We start from the raw sequence: 15,750 nt of genomic DNA on the forward strand, positions 1-15,750 counted from the left end.
GTCGCGAAAGGGCTGCGCAGCAGCCCCGGCGATTTTGCATGATGCCGAGATCCTGGGGCTGCTGCGCAGCCCTTTCGCGACACAAGGCCGCTCCTACAGGTCCGCGCTGATCGACAAACTGCAGTACGCCGTAGGATTTTTCCCAACCTGAAACCAAATGCTTCAAAACGGCATGCCTTGGGAAATACCCTACGCGCGTTACAGCCGCTTCTGCGTTGTTGTGGACAGGTATGAGGGCTAACGTTCCCGGGTCGCCAAAAATGGCGATGGGGGTGTGAGAGCCCGCCTGCAACAGAAGCGCTGCTCAATGGCTGCCGCGCGCGGGAGGCTTATGCCTGCCGGAATTGTCTGTTCGCCGGTCTCTCACCCCGCGTGCGGTTGCCACCCTTCATTCTGTGAGAGGGATCAAGGAAAGGTGGCCTTTCTCAACGGAACAGGAGATGCATCATGAAAAAGCTCGTACCCGATCCACCACCCAGCAAATCCACCCGCAGTTTCTTCACCATCAACGACGACCTGGCGGGCACCGACGCACTGGTGCATGCCATCCAGCTGATGCGCGGCATCGAAGACACCATCGATGAATACTGCTGCGCCATGGCCGGCGAGCCCGGGCTTGGCATGCTGGTCAATGCCGCGCACAACGCCCAGATGAGCCGGGCGCTGGCCGAACATGCGCTGAAGCACAAGCAGGGTTGATCAGGGCAACTCAAGGTCTTCCGGCTGGGCAACCCCTGTGGGAGCAACTGTCTTGTGCTGCCTGTTGCGGCCTCATCGCCGGCAAGCCGGCTCCTACATGAAGCTCATGCAATCCCTGTGGGAGCGGCTTCAGCCGCGAACACCGGCGCAGCCGGTGCCATACACCGCGTCGCTTGCTTCGCGGCTAAAGCCGCTCCCACAGGTACAGCGTTTGCCTCGAGCCTGCGCTGTACCTGTAGCTCAATCCTCAAGCAGCGTACAGGCCATCACCAACGCATCTTCCCGCCCACCGGCCAGCGGGTAGTAATCCCGGCGTCGGCCGATCTCGTTGAAGCCATAACGCTCGTACAACCGGTACGCCGACTGGTTGCTGGCGCGCACCTCCAGGAAGCACTCGCGGCCATTGAGCTGGTAGGCCCGCGCCATCAGGTGCTCGAGCAACCGCAGGCCCAGCCCGCGGCCCTGGTTTTCCGGCTTGACGGTGATGTTGAGCAGGTGCGCCTCGTCGATGATCACGTTGATCACCCCGTGGCCAACCTGCTGCTGGCCATCGAACATCAACCACACCTCGTAGGATTTCAGCGCATCGGTGAAGATGCCACGGGTCCAGGGGTGGCTGAACGCGGCATATTCGATTTTAAGCAGGGCATCCAGGTCCGCCTCGGTGGCCGGGCGGAAACTGATCGAGTCACTCATTCAACAGGCTTCCAGCGCGCCATCAGCTGGCGCATGGCTTTCCAGACATCCGCCTTGCGCTGCGGCTCGTCCATCAACAGTTCAAGGCCAGGCAAGGCCCAGGCAGCGCCCAGCAGCTCGACCTCGAGCGGCTGGTAATACGCCTCGGCGTCGGCTTGGCCGGCAAAGCGCACGGCGGGCAGGCCGACCAGCCACAGGCAGGTGCAGGGGGCCTCTTCGAGACGCGCGGCGATAAAGCCCTGGACGAAGTCGCGCGCCGCCTCCGGGCCCTGGTCCATGTTGCCGCGCACCAGCAACGGCCAGCGCACCGGCTCGCCGATGATCTGCGGGGCATCCGGCAGGCCGGCGGCGCGCAGCATGTCCTTGAGCAGCAGGTACGAAGGGTCGCGGCTCTGGAAGGGCTGGCCGGTGGCCAGTTCCACCAGCAGCAGGCAGCTGCCGGCACGCAGCAGTTGCAGGGCGAAGCGCGGCGGCGGCACTGGCACAGGGCGTGGTGCCGGGGCCTCTTCTTCGGCTTGCACCGCTTTTGCGACGGGCTTTGGCGCGCTGCCCGGGCGCGGGATTTCGATTTTCGGCCGCTCGCTGCGTGCCTGGGGCGCTGGCGGCGCTTCCCCGGGCGCAGGCGCCGGGGCTGCCGGGCGCACCTCGAAATCAACCTCGTCGACCGGCGCCACCGGCAACAGCAGTTCGGGCCGTGACGGCGCGGCGAACGGCAGTTCGGCACGCGGCAGCCAGTGCACCACTTGCATGGCGGACAGGTAGGCGCGGCGGCGGGACTCGATCAGCAAGGGGCGGTTTTCCGGTGGGCGAAATCAGGCGGGCATTCTAACGCCGTTGGCTGCAACGCGGTGACGGAAATTTATCGCCAGTGCCGGCGTCATCGCGGGCAAGCCCGCTCCCACAGGTACAGCACCCGCTGCACAGGCCGTGATCAGCCTGTAGCAGCGGGCTTGCCCGCGATGAGGCCGGCACAGACAACGTAAAACCCGGACCAAGGGGTGAAATCCTCCCCCCCGTATGCAGTACAATCGCCCCTTTTATTTGGCAACGAGTCGACCCGCCAATGATCGAACCCAAGCGCGTCCTGCGCGCCCTAGCCGAACACTGGGCCTTGATCGAGCCGCTGTGCGAGCGTTTCGACCAGGGCACCCTGAGCCTGGTCGAGCTGCGTCAGCAGTTGGCCCGCCAGCAGGTGGAAAGCACCCCGCAGGACATCACCCAGCTGCTCGACGTGTGGATCCGCCTGGACATCCTGGTCCCGGTAGCGAAAAGCCCGAATCGTTTCGAGCTCAACGCGCAGATCCACGACTTCCTCGCCTACCTGCGCCGTGAGCACCGCCTGGGCCTGTGCCTGGAGATCGAAGCCTACCTGCGCCACCTGGAGCGCCTGGCCGGGCATATCCAGGATGCCTTCGACAACCGCGACAGCGACGACCTGGCGCGCCAGCTGCGCCTGCTCGACATGCGCGTGCGCGACGTGCTGAAAAAACTCGACAACGACGAGCAGGCGCTGATTGCCGTGGCCGAACGGGCCAAGACCAGCAACCGGCAGATCCCCCTGCGCCAGCGTTACGCCGAAGTACTGGCCACCTGGGACGAATACGTCGAGCCGATGATCCAGCTGGTCAACGCCGACGGCGCCTTCGAACAGGGCGTGCGCAAGGTCGAGACCGTGCTGTTGCGCCTGCTGGGCGAGCAGGCGCGCCTGGGCCATCTGGTCGACGACGACATGCTGCTGCGCACCCACGCGCGCATTCTCGAGATGCAAACCAGCGCCCAGCTGACGCTGCGCCACGCCCGCGAACTGCTGCTGCCGCTGCGTGAAGAAGCGCGCCGGCACAACGCCGTGACCCGTGGCGCCGCGCTGGCCCTGTCGGTGATCCGCAAAAAGGGTATCGACGCCGTGCCGCAAGCGGCCATGCCGATGTTCACCCGCCCGCAGAGCACCTTCCTCGGCAGCGCCAGCCAGGTCGAGGCCTACGTTTATGCCCTGGCCCGCTTCGAGCCCAAGCCTGCGCGCTTCCCCAAGGCGCACAAGACGCAAAAAGGCCCGCTGCCCCGCGCGCCGCGCACGGTCAAAGAGATGCTCGAACGCTGCGAAGACGCCCTGCCGCTGCCGGACCTGATGGTCTGGCTGCTGGAGCAGGAGCCCGAAGGCGCCACTGACGAGCTCTTGTACTGGTTCTCGCGCCTGTCCCGCGAAAAGCGCTTCAGCCGCCAGCGCCTCGAGCGCCAGGAATACTTCACCCGCGAACACCTGGTCAGCCTGCGCTCCTACGCGCTGACCTCCAGCCGTGAACAAGCACCGGCTGCCACCGAATCCACCGCGAGCCCTGCCAATGCATCTTGATCTTTCCGAACTGTCCCAGCTCGCGCCGATCTTCCGCGAGCTGTTCAAGGGCTTTCACGTCAGCCGCCGCGACCCCGAGCTGTACGCCCAGCTGTCGAACTTCCAGGACCAGTACCGCACCCTGTTCAAGGCCCTCGGTTTCGAGCTGGTCTGCGACACCCGCGGCTTCTACTACTTCGTCCCCGAGCAGGCTGCCGCGCAGGTCAACAAGACCGCCCAGCGCCTGTCGCTGTTCACCTTCATCCTGGTCGAGCACCTGGCCGACCAGGGCCGCGACCCGATGGCCGTGCTCGACGGCGGCAGCATCGGCCGTGACGAGCTGCCGTCGCTGCTGGAGAAGTACCGCGACCTGTTCCTGCAGGCCGAAGTGCAAACCGTCGAGGAGCTCGAAGAGAAGATCCTGCGGCGCATGACCCAGCTCGGCTTTGCCCATGAAGAAGGCGGTATCTACCGCTTCCTGCCGCCGATGCACCGCTTCCTCGACGTATGCCTGTCGGTGCAGCAGGACCGCGACCTGGCCGCCACCCTGCACAGCGACCTGCCGCTGCCGGTACCGGTGCTGGTGGTGGAAGAAACCCCCGAAGAACTCAACCGCACCGACGACCCGCTCGACCTCACTGTCTTCGATGGTGAAGAGAGCGAAGAAGACGCACTGGCCCGGGCCATTCGCGAAGAGCAACAGGAGATTGACGCATGAGCCAGGAACGCTACGGCATTCGCCGCTTCGCACTGCTCAACACCGCCGGCTACAGCCTGGGCCTGTTCCCCCTGGAACACCCGCTGTCGGTCTACGGCGCGAACAACCTGGGTAAATCGGCGTCGATCAACGCGCTGCAGTTCCCCATCCTGGCGCGCATGTCGGACATGAGCTTCGGCAAGTACAGCCTGGAGCAGTCACGGCGCTTCTACTTCGCCAGCGACACCAGCTACATCCTCTGCGAGCTCAACCTGCCCCACGGCCCCCACGTGATCGGCGTGGTCGGCCGTGGCCCGGGTGGCGGTTTCGGCCACCAGTTCTTCGCCTACCAGGGCGAACTGGACCTGGCCCACTACCAGAAAGACGACACCTGCCTGCGCCAGAAAGAGCTGTTCACCAACCTTGAGCGCAACGGCCTGAAAGCCTACGAGCTCAAGCCGGACGAACTGCGCCGGTTGCTGGTCGGCGGCCACACCTCGGTGCCGCTGGACCTCACCCTGATCCCGCTGCGCTCCACCAGCGAGCAAAGCCTGAAAACCTTCCGCGCGCTGTTCATCAACCTGCTGCACATGCGCGAAATCACTGCCGCCAAGCTCAAGCAGCTGTTCCTCGACGCCTTCGAGCACAGCCTGCGCTCGGGCAGCGTCGACTACATCGCCGCCTGCGAAGAGGCGTTCCGCGACGTGCGCCGTATGGAGGGCGACTACAACGCCCTGGTGGCGGCCGGCCCGCTGGTCGAGGCCCTGGCCGGCGGCGTGGCCCAGCGTGAAATCCTGCGTGGCAAGCTGCACCGCATCTCGCCGGTGCTCGACAACCTGCTGGGCACCTGGCAGGAATACGGCATGGCGCGCAAGGAAGAGCTGGTGATCCAGGCCGAGCACTACCGTGCCGAGCAGGACCGCCTGCAGAACGACCAGCGCGGCGGCACCCAGGAGCTGATGCGCCTGGAGCGTGAAATCACCGGCGTGCAGCGCTGGCTCGGCGAGCTGGCCGTGCTCAAGCACCGCTTCGCCCTGGTCGATGACGTCAAGGTGCTGGAGCAGCAACTGCTGGCCGCCAAGGACGCCCACGACGAACTGGCCGGCGCCCTGGCGCAGTCGCGCCAGTTCTCCGCCGAAGACCTCGACGAGCGCGTGCGCGACCTCGAAAAACGGGTCAAGGCAGTCAAGCTGCAGCTCGACCACGCCGACAACAACAGCTACGCCCGCCTGCGCGAGGAATTCTCGCAGCAGGACGTCGACCGCCTGATGCGCCTGTTCAACGGCGCGCTGTTCAGCCTGCCGCTGGGCGACCGGGGCATCGAGCTGGACGACAGCGACCTGTGGGTGAAAACCCTGGAAGGCGTGCTCGACCAGTTCAAAGGCGAGCGCTTCGAAGTGCCGGGGCTGTCCATCGACATCTCGCACATCGACCCGCCGGCGCTGCAGGCCCTGGCCGACCGCGCCGCCCTGCGCGACCAGAAGGAACGCCTGGAAAAAGAGCTGAAACAGCTCAAGACCCAGCAGTCGGTAGCCCTCGACCGCGCCGCCAGCAAGGCCCAGACCGAGGCCCTGTACCAGCAGGTGCTGGATGCGCAAAAAGCCCTGGAAGACTACCGCCGCGCCGAGACCCTGAGCGCCGAAGAGCCGGAAAAACTCGAGCAACTGGCCCAGTTCGAAGCGGCCCAGGACGAGCTCAAGCGCTCCAGCGACGCCTTCACCGAACGCGTCCAGCAGTTGTCGGCCAAGTTGCAACTGGTAGGCCGGCAGATCGCCGACCTGGAAGCCAAGCAGCGCACCCTCGACGATGCCCTGCGCCGTCGCCAACTGCTGCCGGCCGACCTGCCGTTCGGCACGCCGTTCATGGAAGCCGTGGACGACTCCATGGACAACCTGCTGCCGCTGCTCAACGACTACCAGGACAGCTGGCAGGCGCTGCAGCGCGTGGACAACCAGATCGAGGCGCTGTACGCCCAGGTGCGTCTCAAGGGCGTGGCCAAGTTCGACAGCGAAGACGACATGGAACGCCGTCTGCAGCTGTTGATCAACGCCTACTCGCACCGCACCGAAGAAGCGCTGACCCTGGCCAAGGCGCGCCGCGCCGCGGTCACCGACATCGCCCGGACCCTGCGCAACATCCGCAGCGACTACGACAGCCTCGAGCACCAGCTGGCGCTGTTCAACCGCGAGATCAACAAACGCCAGGTGTCGAACCTGGAGAGCTTCCGCGTGGTGCTGGCACCGAACAAGGAAGCGCTCAAGCACATCGACCAGATTATCCACAGCGCCGGCCAGTACGAAGAAGGCGAGACGCTGTCGGTGTTCGACCTGACGCAAAGCGCCGAGCAGGACAACAAGAACGAAGAGGCCAAGGAGTACCTGGCGCGGCTGGTGGCGGCCAACCACAACCAGCTGGGCCTCAAGGACCTGTTCGAGCTGGCGTTCGAGATCACCAAGGTCAATGGCCAGCCGATCATCCACGCCGACATCGACGGCGCGGCGTCCAACGGCACCACCATGACCATCAAGGCGCTGACCAACATGTACCTGTTGCTGCACCTGATGGACCGCGACCTGGCCGGGCGCATTCGCCTGCCGTACTACCTGGACGAGGCGGCCGACATCGACGAACGCAACCAGGCGGCGCTGCTGGAGACCAGCCAGCAGCTGGGCTTCGTACCGATTCTGGCGAGTGTGAAGCCGCAGGTGTCGGCGCACGTGGCCATCGACCTGGAAGGTGGCAGCGGGCCGAACGGCATCTACATCGACGAGGCGGACTGGAAGTACATCAGCCGGCGCGATGTGGAGCGGGCGATCGTGCGTGAGGATGCGGCCGAGGAACTGGCCTGAGATAGCCGGGGCCGCGTTGCGGCCCTTTCGCGACACAAGGCCGCTCCTACAGGGATTTGCATCACCCTGTAGGAGCGGCCTTGTGTCGCGAAAGGAGGCCGAAGGCCTCCCGCTTCTAGCCGGTTATCACTGCGCCCAAGGCACGATCGGAATCGCCGTCACCGCATTCTGCGGGCTGCCTTCGATCAACCGGTCGCTGTACACCAGGTACACCAGGGTATTGCGCTTCTTGTCGAGAAAACGCACCACCTGCATGGTCTTGAACACCAGCGAAGTGCGCTCCTTGAACACCTCCTCGCCGTCCTTCAACTCACCCTTGAAGTTGATCGGCCCCACCTGACGGCAGGCGATCGACGCTTCAGCGCGGTCCTCGGCCAACCCCAACCCACCCTTGATGCCGCCGGTCTTGGCCCGCGACAGGTAGCAGGTCACGCCGTCCACCTTGGGGTCGTCGAAGGCTTCGACGACGATGCGGTCATTGGGCCCGACAAACTTGAACACGGTGGACACCTGGCCGATTTCCTCGGCACCGGCCAGCATCGGCAGCGCCAGGGCGGCCACGGCCATCATCCTTTTCAGCATGCTGAACGCCTTCATACCAGTACCAGGTTGTCGCGGTGCACCAGCTCGGGCTCGGCGCTGTAACCGAGCAGTTGCTCGATGGCGTCGGACGGCTGGCCGATGATCTTCTGCGCTTCCAGGGCGCTGTAGTTGGCCAGGCCCCGGGCCACTTCCACACCGTCCGGGCCGACGCACACCACCATCTCGCCGCGGCGGAAACTGCCCTGCACGGTCTTCACACCCACCGGCAACAGGCTCTTGTTGGCCTGGCGCAGGGCCTGCACGGCACCGGCGTCGAGCACCAGGGTGCCACGGGTCTGCAGGTGGCCAGCCAGCCACTGCTTGCGCGCGGCGAGCATGCCGCGCTCGGGCGACAGCAAGGTACCCAGGCGCTCGCCGGTTTTCAGGCGGTCGAGCACGCGCTCGATACGGCCACCGATGATGATGGTGTGGGCACCGGAGCGGGCGGCCAGGCGCGCAGCACGCAGCTTGGTCTGCATGCCGCCACGGCCCAGGGCGCCGCCGGTGCCGCCAGCCACGGCGTCCAGCGCCGGGTCATCGGCGCGGGCTTCATAGATGAGCTGGGCTTCGGGGTTGTTGCGCGGGTCGGCGTCGAACATACCGTCGCGGTCGGTGAGGATCACCAGCAGGTCGGCTTCCACCAGGTTGGCCACCAGCGCAGCCAGGGTGTCGTTGTCGCCGAAGCGGATTTCGTCGGTGACCACGGTGTCGTTCTCGTTGATCACCGGCACCACGCCCAGGTCGACCAGGGTGCGCAGGGTGCTGCGCGCGTTGAGGTAACGCTTGCGGTCGGAGAGGTCGTCGTGGGTCAGCAGAATTTGCGCGGTGTGCTTGCCGTGCTCGCCGAAGCTCGACTCCCAGGCCTGCACCAGGCGCATCTGGCCGATCGAGGCGGCGGCCTGCAGCTCGTTCATCGCGCTCGGTCGCGAGGTCCAGCCCAGCTGGCTCATGCCGGCAGCCACGGCCCCGGAGGACACCAGCACCAGCTCCACGCCTGCTTCACGCAGGGCCACCATCTGCTCGACCCACACCGCCATGGCGCCACGGTCGAGGCCCTTGCCATCTGCGGTCAGCAGCGCACTGCCGATCTTCACGACCCAGCGCTTGGCGCCCGTCACCTTGCTTCGCATCTTCTCTTCCAACCTGTGTCGAATCTGTAGATACCGTAGATACAAAAACGCCGCTCCAAAGAGCGGCGATTAGTGTACTGCAACCGGTCAGTCGCGCACGTAAATGATTTCCGGGCCGTCTTCGTCGTCCTCGAAATCATCCCAGTCATCGTCGTCGCCGATGTCGTGCACGCTCTTGACGCCGGTGCGGCGCAGGGTGCGGGCGTCGTCCAGGGCCTGCAGCTGGGCGCGGGCTTCGTCTTCGATGCGCTGGTCGAGGTCGGCCAGTTCTGCGGCGTAGGCCGGGTCGTTGGCCAGGCGGTCGGCGCGGTCTTCGAGGTAGCGCATCAGGTCGTGGCTGAGCTTCTCGGTGCCTTGCTTGGCGATGGCCGAGATCACGTACACCGGGCCGTCCCAGTTCAGGCGCTCGACCACTTCCTTGACCCGGGCGTCTTTTTCGTCGTCCATGATCATGTCGGCCTTGTTCAGCACCAGCCAGCGCTCACGGTCAACCAGCGCCGGGCTGAACTGCGCCAGCTCGTTGATGATGATCTCGGCGGCATCGGCCGGGCTGCTTTCGTCCAGCGGCGCCAGGTCGACCAGGTGCAGCAGCACGCGGGTACGCGCCAGGTGCTTGAGGAAGCGAATGCCCAGGCCTGCACCTTCGGAGGCGCCTTCGATCAGGCCGGGGATGTCGGCGATGACGAAGCTCTTCCAGCGGTCGACGCTGACCACGCCCAGGTTTGGCACCAGGGTGGTGAACGGGTAGTCGGCAACCTTCGGCTTGGCCGCCGAAACCGAGCGGATGAAGGTGCTCTTGCCGGCGTTCGGCAGGCCCAGCAGGCCAACGTCGGCCAACACCTTCATTTCCATCTTCAGGTCGCGCTGGTCACCGGGCTTGCCCGGGGTGGTCTGGCGCGGCGCACGGTTGGTGCTGGACTTGAAGCGGGTGTTGCCCAGGCCGTGCCAGCCGCCCTGGGCGACCATCAGCTTCTGGCCCGGGGTGACCAGGTCACCGATGACTTCCTGGGTGGCGGCGTCGATCACCGTGGTGCCCACCGGCACGCGCAGGAACAGGTCGTCGCCCTTCTTGCCGGTGCAGTCGGTGCTGCCGCCGTTGGAGCCGCGCTGGGCTTCGTGGTGACGGGTGTAACGGTAGTCAACGAGGGTGTTGAGGTTCTCGTCGGCCACCATGTACACCGAGCCGCCATCGCCACCGTCGCCGCCGTTGGGGCCGCCGTTCTCGATGAATTTCTCGCGGCGGAAGCTCATGCAACCGTTGCCGCCGTCACCGGCCTTAACCCGGATCGATACTTCGTCTACAAACTTCATTCAAAACCGCCTCTCGCCGAACGACGAGTCGAAAACCAGAAAACCTTGAGGCTCTTGCAAAAATGAGCGCGGCGGCCCCGTACCATCAGAAACCAACGCCGGCAGCCCAGACAAACAGCTTTGCAAGAGGCTCAACCACAAACGAAAAAGCCCCGTCGCATGACGGGGCTTCTGGAGCGACGTCGCGATTAAGCGGCGACGATGCTCACGTAACGGCGCATGAACTCGCCTTTCTTCTCGAACTTGATCACGCCTTCGATCTTGGCGAACAAGGTGTGATCCTTGCCCATGCCAACGCCGTAGCCTGCGTGGAATTCGGTACCGCGCTGACGGACGATGATGTTGCCCGGCTTGATAACCTGGCCGCCATACATCTTCACGCCAAGGCGTTTCGATTCTGAGTCGCGACCGTTACGAGTACTACCACCAGCCTTCTTGTGAGCCATGGTTCAATTCTCCTAATAAATTCAGGGGACCGAGGCTTAAGCCTGGATACCGGTGATTTTGATCTCGGTGAACCACTGGCGGTGGCCCATGCGCTTCATGTGGTGCTTACGACGACGGAACTTGATGATACGAACCTTGTCGTGGCGACCTTGCGAAACGACTTCGGCGACAACCTTGGCGCCGGCGACGACTGGAGCACCGATGGTGACTTCTTCACCGTTGGCGACCAGCAGAACGCGATCGAAGGTCACGGATTCGCCAGTGGCGACTTCGAGTTTTTCGATCTTGAGGAATTCACCTTCAGCGACTTTGTACTGCTTGCCGCCGGTAACGATTACTGCGTAAGACATTTTGAATCTCCGATAATCCTGCTCACCCAGCGCTTTATATGATGGGTATTGGCTGGCATGGCTGCACAAGGCTGGAACGGCCCGGTGCAATTGCGTAAGGCAGGTGCTGCCCAGGAAAGTTAGGGTGCGCGATTGTACGCAACGCCACAAATGCTTGCAAGTACCCGCCAGGCCCCGCGCCCGGCGCGCCTTGACACGCTGGGGCCTGCGACCTAGCATGCCGCGCAACCCCAATGGAGCAGCCGATGCAACCCCAATCCTTCTACCGCGCGGTAGCTGACGATTTCAGCGCCGTCGACGAGATCATCAAGAAGCAGCTGACCTCGCGCGTGCCGCTGGTATCGAAGATCGGCGACTATATCACTTCTGCCGGCGGCAAGCGCCTGCGCCCGCTGCTGGTGCTGCTGTGCGGCAAGGCCCTGGGCCGCGAAGGCGACGACCTGCGCCTGCTGGCCGCGACCATCGAGTTCCTGCACACCGCCACCCTGCTGCACGACGACGTGGTCGACATGTCCGGCATGCGCCGTGGCCGCTCCACCGCCAATGCCCTGTGGGGCAACGCGCCGAGCGTGCTGGTGGGCGACTTCCTTTATTCGCGCTCGTTCGAAATGATGGTCGAACTGGGCTCGATGCCGGTCATGCAGATCCTCTCCAAGGCCACCCGCGTAATCGCCGAAGGCGAAGTGCTGCAGCTGTCGCGGGTACGCGACGCCAGCACCACCGAAGAGGTGTACATGGAGGTGATCCGCGGCAAGACCGCCATGCTGTTCGAGGCCTCGACCCACAGCGCCGCAGCGCTGGCCGAAGCATCCGACGAACAGCGCGAGGCCCTGCGCACCTTCGGCGACCACCTGGGTGTGGCCTTCCAGCTGGTCGACGACCTGCTGGACTACAAGGGCGACTCGGAAACCCTCGGCAAGAACGTCGGCGACGACCTGGCCGAAGGCAAGCCGACCCTGCCGCTGATCTACACCATGCGCGAAGGCACCCCGGAGCAGGCGGCACTGGTGCGCCAGGCCATCCAGAAAGGCGGCCTGGAAGACCTCGAGCAGATCCGCGTGGCGGTCGAGGCCTCCGGCGCCCTGGCCTACACCGCGCAGATGGCCCGCGACTACGTCGCCCGCGCCATCGCCTGCCTGGAAGTGCTGCCAGCCAGCGAATACCGTGATGCACTGGTCGAGCTGAGCGAGTTTGCGGTAGCGCGCACTCACTGATACACCGAGTCGCCTTCATTCGCGGGTAAACCCGCTCCCACAGGGACCCTGCAAGCCTCGAAGGCTGCGCAGCCCCTGTGGGAGCGGGTTTACCCGCGAATGCATTTGTACGGACAAAAACACTTCGCAAGCAAAACCTTATACAATGTGGGCTTTTAACCGCCCGTCAGTTTAAGGATCCGAAGTGAGCACTCTGCCACCCTGCCCCAAATGCGCCTCCGAATACACCTATGAGGATGGCACCCAGCTGATCTGCCCCGAATGCGCCCACGAGTGGTCGGCCAGCGGCGATGCGCAGGAGGCCAGCGACAACGAGGTGAAGAAGGACTCGGTGGGCAACGTGCTGCAGGACGGCGACACCGTCACCGTGATCAAGGACCTCAAGGTCAAGGGCTCGTCGCTGGTGGTCAAGGTCGGCACCAAGGTCAAGAACATCCGCCTGTGCGACGGTGACCACGACATCGACTGCAAGATCGACGGCATCGGCGCCATGAAGCTCAAGTCCGAGTTCGTGCGCAAGGTCTGATCACCCTTCAGGGGCTGCCGCCCTGGCAGCCCTGACAGATCCTGCAACAGGATCGCCTGCACCATCTGGAAGATTTCTTCCAATAGTCACTTGCTATTTTGATAATAAGAATTATTCTCATTGGAACTGCTATCCAAGGAGAATAGCCATGACCTACCTGATCGACGCCTGGCTCGACCGCCCCCACCCCTACCTGCGCATCCTGCACCGCGAGACTGGCGAAGTCTGTGCCGTGCTCGAGGAAGACGCGCTCGACGAACTGCGCGACCAGGGCGACCTGGACCTGATGGGGTTGAATTCCAGTGAACCGGGGGTGCTCAAGGAGCTGGTGAGGAATTTGTTTCTGTTCTGCTATGCGCGGGCATTGCGCCCAGGGGGTACAGACTGGAACTGAACACTGTAGGAGCCGGCTTGCCGGCGATGAGGCCCGAACAGGCAAAGCCGTTATCAGGCCCGACGCCATCGCCGGCAAGCCGGCTCCTACAGGTGAGCCGCTATTACAGAACGTCGAGCAGCTCGACGTCGAACACCAGGGTGCTGTGCGGCGGGATGCTGCCAACGCCTTGGGCGCCGTAAGCCAGCTCGCTCGGCACGTACAGGCGCCATTTGCTGCCGGCATTCATCAGTTGCAGGGCTTCGGTCCAGCCGGCGATCACGCCGCCCACCGGGAATTCGGCAGGCTGGCCACGGTCGTAGGAACTGTCGAACACGGTGCCGTCGATCAGGGTGCCGTGGTAGTGGGTACGCACGTTGTCTTCGCGGCTCGGCTTGGCGCCTTCACCTGCGGTCAGCACTTCGTACTGCAGGCCCGAAGCCAGAGTGACGATGCCTTCGCGCTTGGCGTTCTCGACCAGGAATTCCTTGCCGGCAGCAGCGGCGGCTTCAGCCTTGGCAGCGGCTTCGGCCTGCATGATTTCGCGGATGGCCTTGAAAGCAGACGACAGGTCTTCTTCGCTGACGCGGCTGTCGGCGCCGTTGAAGGCGTCGGTCAGGCCGGCCACGATGGCTTCCAGGCTGACGCCCGGTGGCGGGTTGTCACGCAGCTGGCCACCCAGCTGGCGGCCGATGCCGTAGCTGACGCGGGTTTCGTCGGTGGACAGTTTGAGTTCGGACATTCGCTTGCTCCGCTTGAGGGCGCACGACATCAGCGCCCTGATGAAAAGGGCGAGCAGACTAGCACACCGGCGCGGGGCGCAGCAGCTACCAGGCCGAACGCTGGGAAATCGGGACCTTGAGGTCTTCTTCCGGGTGCACGCCCATGCCGCACATCTCGTCCTGCACGGACCAGTGCACCAGGTTCATCGACAGCAGCGGAAGGGCTTGCAGCAGTTGCCGCGCATCCTCTACCGAATGCACGCGCAGGCGTTCGCCACGCGGGTCGGCCAGAGGGTGGGCGCGGCCCTTGACCCGGGCTTCGAGCAGGTAGTCACCGCCTTCAATGGCGATCAGGTTGAGTTCGTCGACATGGCCGGCCCTGGCCTCGGTGTTGAGCTGATGCAGGTTCATAGGCGCACCTCGCTGCGGGAACCACGCATGAGAGGTCATTTTTTGTACAGAACCTGGGATTAGGCAAGGCACCGCTCGTCAGTTGCACGGTGTCGAGCCCTTCGCGGGCAAGCCCGCTCCCACAGGCCCTGTGCAGACCTTGTGGGTGCGGGTTCGGTGCATGCGGCTCAGTGCTTGGTAATGCGGTCCAGGTAGCCCATGACGAACGCCGAGATGACGAAGGTCATGTGGATGATCACGTACCACATCAGGTAGTCGGTGGAGATGTTCTGGGCATCCATGAACACCCGCAGCAGGTGAATCGAGGAAATGGCGACGATGGACGCGGCGACTTTCATCTTCAGCGACGAGGAGTCCATCTTGCCCAGCCAGTTGAGTTTTTCCTTGCTGTCGTCGATGTCCAGTTGCGAGACGAAGTTCTCGTAGCCCGAGAACATCACCATCACCAGCAGGCCGCCGACCAGCGACATGTCGATCAGCGACAGGATCACCAGTACCAGGTCGGCTTCGCTCAGGGCGAAGACGTTGGGCAGTACATGGAAGATTTCCTGGAAGAACTTCAGGGCCAGCGCCAGCAGGCCCAGGGAGAGGCCGAAATAGATCGGGGCGAGCAGCCAGCGCGAGGCATACATCGCATTTTCGAGGATACGTTCCATGGACAAGGGGGACTCGGTAAGTGACTGGAAAAGCGTGCGCGAGTATAGCCAGCCACCTGTGACAGCAAAAGCCTGCGGCGGGTTGCCGCAGGCTCAGCACTGATCTGCAGGCGATGCGTTCCCTGGTAGGAGCGGCCTTGTGTCGCGAAAGGGCTGCAGAGCAGCCCCGACGATTTTGCGTGGTGCAGATATCTTGGGGCTGCTACGCACCCCTTTCGCGACACAAGGCCGCTCCTACAAGGACCGCGCCGCCCCAGCCTTCAGGTCTCGGGATGGAACTGGTAATCGCCAAGGTTGCGACAGCGCTCGCCGTTGATTCGCCGCAGCTGCGCCTGCAGGTGCAGGCACCAGATCTGCGGGTCTTCGGCCACCTGGTAGCCATGCAGGGTCAGGCTGTCGACGATGGCGTTCATCACCGACTCGGCCACCATCGGGCCGTGGAACGGCCCCTGGGCCTTGATTGCCGAGGGTTGTTCGCCGGCCATGCCGGCGGCGAACAGCAAGGTCCACATGCCGTTGTCGCCGGCCAGCGGGCGAATGCTGCATTCGATGCGGGTCACCAGGCCCAGGCACTGGCGGGTGAGGCTGAGGTTGCGCATGGCGGCGTCCCCTCTGAGATGCCCTGTTCAGCCCGATACGTTCGGGCTGTTTCCATCCTGAACCCTGATACTGTCCCTTGGTTCCACTTTAGCCGATCAGTGGGAGAAGTTAGAAAACCGGCGCCGAACGGTAGCAATGTGCCGTCAGCGCCGGTTTAT

The 15,750-nt window shown here is 64.2% G+C and carries 18 protein-coding genes; 7 read left to right on the forward strand and 11 right to left on the reverse strand.

Annotated elements, in window-relative coordinates; translation table 11 throughout:
* Positions 1–447: 447 nt before the first annotated feature.
* Complete coding sequence (locus ACI2KK_RS15975; RefSeq protein ID WP_217840378.1) at positions 448–699, forward strand: hypothetical protein; 252 nt, start codon at positions 448–450, stop codon at positions 697–699.
* 240 nt (positions 700–939) lie between these two features.
* Here the strand turns inward: ACI2KK_RS15975 and rimI are convergent, their stop codons facing one another.
* Entirely contained in the window at positions 940–1,395 is a 456-nt protein-coding gene (rimI, locus tag ACI2KK_RS15980) for a ribosomal protein S18-alanine N-acetyltransferase (RefSeq protein WP_217840379.1), read from the reverse strand.
* Positions 1,392–2,183, reverse strand: a complete 792-nt coding sequence (locus ACI2KK_RS15985; RefSeq protein WP_404669602.1) for an energy transducer TonB — start codon at positions 2,181–2,183, stop codon at positions 1,392–1,394. The genes rimI and ACI2KK_RS15985 overlap by 4 nt, the downstream gene beginning before the upstream one ends.
* 275 nt (positions 2,184–2,458) lie before the next feature.
* Here ACI2KK_RS15985 and mksB point away from each other — a divergent pair, with 275 nt between their 5' ends.
* From mksB to mksF, 3 genes are read left to right on the forward strand one after another with little or no spacing between them, the layout of a single operon-like run.
* Positions 2,459–3,745, forward strand: coding sequence for an Mks condensin complex protein MksB (mksB, locus tag ACI2KK_RS15990; protein ID WP_404669603.1), 1,287 nt, complete (start codon positions 2,459–2,461; stop codon positions 3,743–3,745).
* Positions 3,735–4,442: an Mks condensin complex protein MksE gene (gene mksE, locus ACI2KK_RS15995; protein WP_404669604.1), complete on the forward strand. Its 708-nt coding sequence runs from the start codon at positions 3,735–3,737 to the stop codon at positions 4,440–4,442. The genes mksB and mksE overlap by 11 nt, the downstream gene beginning before the upstream one ends.
* Positions 4,439–7,270 carry an Mks condensin complex protein MksF gene (mksF, locus tag ACI2KK_RS16000; protein WP_404669605.1) on the forward strand — a complete coding sequence of 944 codons (2,832 nt, stop codon included), beginning with the start codon at positions 4,439–4,441 and terminating at the stop codon, positions 7,268–7,270. The genes mksE and mksF overlap by 4 nt, the downstream gene beginning before the upstream one ends.
* 126 nt (positions 7,271–7,396) lie before the next feature.
* On the opposite strand, the gene ACI2KK_RS16005 is transcribed toward mksF, so the two are convergent.
* The 5 genes from ACI2KK_RS16005 to rplU form a co-directional block, all read right to left on the reverse strand.
* Entirely contained in the window at positions 7,397–7,852 is a 456-nt protein-coding gene (locus ACI2KK_RS16005) for a CreA family protein (RefSeq protein ID WP_369988157.1), read from the reverse strand.
* 11 nt (positions 7,853–7,863) lie between these two features.
* Entirely contained in the window at positions 7,864–8,982 is a 1,119-nt protein-coding gene (gene proB / locus ACI2KK_RS16010) for a glutamate 5-kinase (protein ID WP_217840384.1), read from the reverse strand.
* 87 nt (positions 8,983–9,069) lie between these two features.
* Entirely contained in the window at positions 9,070–10,293 is a 1,224-nt protein-coding gene (cgtA, locus tag ACI2KK_RS16015; protein WP_404669606.1) for an Obg family GTPase CgtA, read from the reverse strand.
* Between the two features lie 188 nt (positions 10,294–10,481).
* Complete coding sequence (gene rpmA, locus ACI2KK_RS16020) at positions 10,482–10,739, reverse strand: 50S ribosomal protein L27 (RefSeq protein WP_003247464.1); 258 nt, start codon at positions 10,737–10,739, stop codon at positions 10,482–10,484.
* A 36-nt stretch (positions 10,740–10,775) separates the two neighbouring features.
* Positions 10,776–11,090, reverse strand: coding sequence for a 50S ribosomal protein L21 (gene rplU, locus ACI2KK_RS16025; protein WP_003247466.1), 315 nt, complete (start codon positions 11,088–11,090; stop codon positions 10,776–10,778).
* 245 nt (positions 11,091–11,335) lie between these two features.
* Between rplU and ACI2KK_RS16030 the strand changes: the two genes are divergently transcribed.
* The 3 genes from ACI2KK_RS16030 to ACI2KK_RS16040 all read left to right on the forward strand — a co-directional run bounded on the left by ACI2KK_RS16030 (position 11,336) and on the right by ACI2KK_RS16040 (position 13,224).
* Complete coding sequence (locus tag ACI2KK_RS16030; RefSeq protein ID WP_404669607.1) at positions 11,336–12,304, forward strand: polyprenyl synthetase family protein; 969 nt, start codon at positions 11,336–11,338, stop codon at positions 12,302–12,304.
* Between the two features lie 184 nt (positions 12,305–12,488).
* Positions 12,489–12,830, forward strand: coding sequence for a zinc ribbon domain-containing protein YjdM (locus ACI2KK_RS16035; protein WP_404669608.1), 342 nt, complete (start codon positions 12,489–12,491; stop codon positions 12,828–12,830).
* 148 nt (positions 12,831–12,978) lie between these two features.
* Positions 12,979–13,224, forward strand: coding sequence for a hypothetical protein (locus ACI2KK_RS16040; RefSeq protein WP_038707330.1), 246 nt, complete (start codon positions 12,979–12,981; stop codon positions 13,222–13,224).
* 103 nt (positions 13,225–13,327) lie between these two features.
* On the opposite strand, the gene ACI2KK_RS16045 is transcribed toward ACI2KK_RS16040, so the two are convergent.
* The 4 genes from ACI2KK_RS16045 to ACI2KK_RS16060 form a co-directional block, all read right to left on the reverse strand.
* A complete protein-coding gene (locus ACI2KK_RS16045) occupies positions 13,328–13,945 on the reverse strand; it encodes an FKBP-type peptidyl-prolyl cis-trans isomerase (protein ID WP_217886546.1) in 618 nt (205 codons plus the stop codon).
* 85 nt (positions 13,946–14,030) lie between these two features.
* A complete protein-coding gene (locus tag ACI2KK_RS16050) occupies positions 14,031–14,336 on the reverse strand; it encodes a DUF6482 family protein (RefSeq protein WP_217840389.1) in 306 nt (101 codons plus the stop codon).
* A gap of 167 nt (positions 14,337–14,503) precedes the next feature.
* On the reverse strand, positions 14,504–14,992 hold the full coding sequence (locus ACI2KK_RS16055) for a TIGR00645 family protein (RefSeq protein ID WP_369992286.1): 489 nt from the start codon (positions 14,990–14,992) through the stop codon (positions 14,504–14,506).
* Positions 14,993–15,252: 260 nt separating this feature from the next.
* The gene (locus ACI2KK_RS16060; RefSeq protein ID WP_023631147.1) at positions 15,253–15,591 is read right to left on the reverse strand and encodes a hypothetical protein; all 339 of its coding nucleotides are present in this window, start codon (positions 15,589–15,591) and stop codon (positions 15,253–15,255) included.
* Between the last annotated feature and the right edge of the window lie 159 nt (positions 15,592–15,750).

It is taken from the genome of Pseudomonas sp. NPDC089406 (assembly GCF_044900265.1).
Taxonomy (GTDB): Bacteria; Pseudomonadota; Gammaproteobacteria; order Pseudomonadales; family Pseudomonadaceae; genus Aquipseudomonas; species Aquipseudomonas fakonensis.

Bases quoted from the DNA above. Each gene is read 5' to 3' on its own strand.
- ACI2KK_RS16040 (WP_038707330.1), top strand. From the start codon at position 12,979: ATGACCTACCTGATCGACGCCTGGCTCGACCGCCCCCACCCCTACCTG.
- mksF (WP_404669605.1), top strand. From the start codon at position 4,439: ATGAGCCAGGAACGCTACGGCATTCGCCGCTTCGCACTGCTCAACACC.
- mksB (WP_404669603.1), top strand. From the start codon at position 2,459: ATGATCGAACCCAAGCGCGTCCTGCGCGCCCTAGCCGAACACTGGGCC.
- ACI2KK_RS15975 (WP_217840378.1), top strand. From the start codon at position 448: ATGAAAAAGCTCGTACCCGATCCACCACCCAGCAAATCCACCCGCAGT.
- rimI (WP_217840379.1), bottom strand. From the start codon at position 1,395: ATGAGTGACTCGATCAGTTTCCGCCCGGCCACCGAGGCGGACCTGGAT.
- ACI2KK_RS16060 (WP_023631147.1), bottom strand. From the start codon at position 15,591: ATGCGCAACCTCAGCCTCACCCGCCAGTGCCTGGGCCTGGTGACCCGC.
- ACI2KK_RS16030 (WP_404669607.1), top strand. From the start codon at position 11,336: ATGCAACCCCAATCCTTCTACCGCGCGGTAGCTGACGATTTCAGCGCC.
- mksE (WP_404669604.1), top strand. From the start codon at position 3,735: ATGCATCTTGATCTTTCCGAACTGTCCCAGCTCGCGCCGATCTTCCGC.
- cgtA (WP_404669606.1), bottom strand. From the start codon at position 10,293: ATGAAGTTTGTAGACGAAGTATCGATCCGGGTTAAGGCCGGTGACGGC.
- rpmA (WP_003247464.1), bottom strand. From the start codon at position 10,739: ATGGCTCACAAGAAGGCTGGTGGTAGTACTCGTAACGGTCGCGACTCA.
- ACI2KK_RS16045 (WP_217886546.1), bottom strand. From the start codon at position 13,945: ATGTCCGAACTCAAACTGTCCACCGACGAAACCCGCGTCAGCTACGGC.
- proB (WP_217840384.1), bottom strand. From the start codon at position 8,982: ATGCGAAGCAAGGTGACGGGCGCCAAGCGCTGGGTCGTGAAGATCGGC.
- ACI2KK_RS16050 (WP_217840389.1), bottom strand. From the start codon at position 14,336: ATGAACCTGCATCAGCTCAACACCGAGGCCAGGGCCGGCCATGTCGAC.
- rplU (WP_003247466.1), bottom strand. From the start codon at position 11,090: ATGTCTTACGCAGTAATCGTTACCGGCGGCAAGCAGTACAAAGTCGCT.
- ACI2KK_RS16005 (WP_369988157.1), bottom strand. From the start codon at position 7,852: ATGCTGAAAAGGATGATGGCCGTGGCCGCCCTGGCGCTGCCGATGCTG.
- ACI2KK_RS16055 (WP_369992286.1), bottom strand. From the start codon at position 14,992: ATGGAACGTATCCTCGAAAATGCGATGTATGCCTCGCGCTGGCTGCTC.